This window comes from Klenkia sp. AC732 (assembly GCF_979256525.1).
This window is the reverse complement of sequence record NZ_CEEDOS010000121.1, coordinates 1-264: the sequence shown is the minus strand read 5'-3', so window position 1 is coordinate 264 and position 264 is coordinate 1. Positions and strand designations below refer to the sequence as shown.

The window sequence follows — 264 nt, the reverse complement described above, 5'->3', positions numbered from 1 at the left end:
GGTGCGCACCAGCCGGACCCCGCCGGCTGTGAACGGCTCGCTGACGGCCTCGCGCAGTCGTTCGGCGACGGCCAGCGCGCCCTCGGCGTCGCAGTCGCGGGCGATCACCAGGAACTCGGCCCCGCCGAGCCGGCCGATGGTGTCGCAGGGTCGGGTGCGGGCGGCCAGCCGGGTCGCGACCTGGGTGAGCAGCGGGTCCCCGACCCGGTGTCCCAGGGAGTCGTTCACGGTCTTGAAGCCGTCGACGTCGAGGAAGAGCAGGGC

At 74.6% G+C, this 264-nt stretch carries 1 protein-coding gene; it reads right to left on the bottom strand.

Features of this window, described 5'->3' with window-relative positions; translation table 11 throughout:
• On the bottom strand, positions 1-264 hold a 264-nt coding region (locus AC0IVP_RS21935), incomplete at both ends, for a GGDEF domain-containing protein (RefSeq protein WP_471759281.1).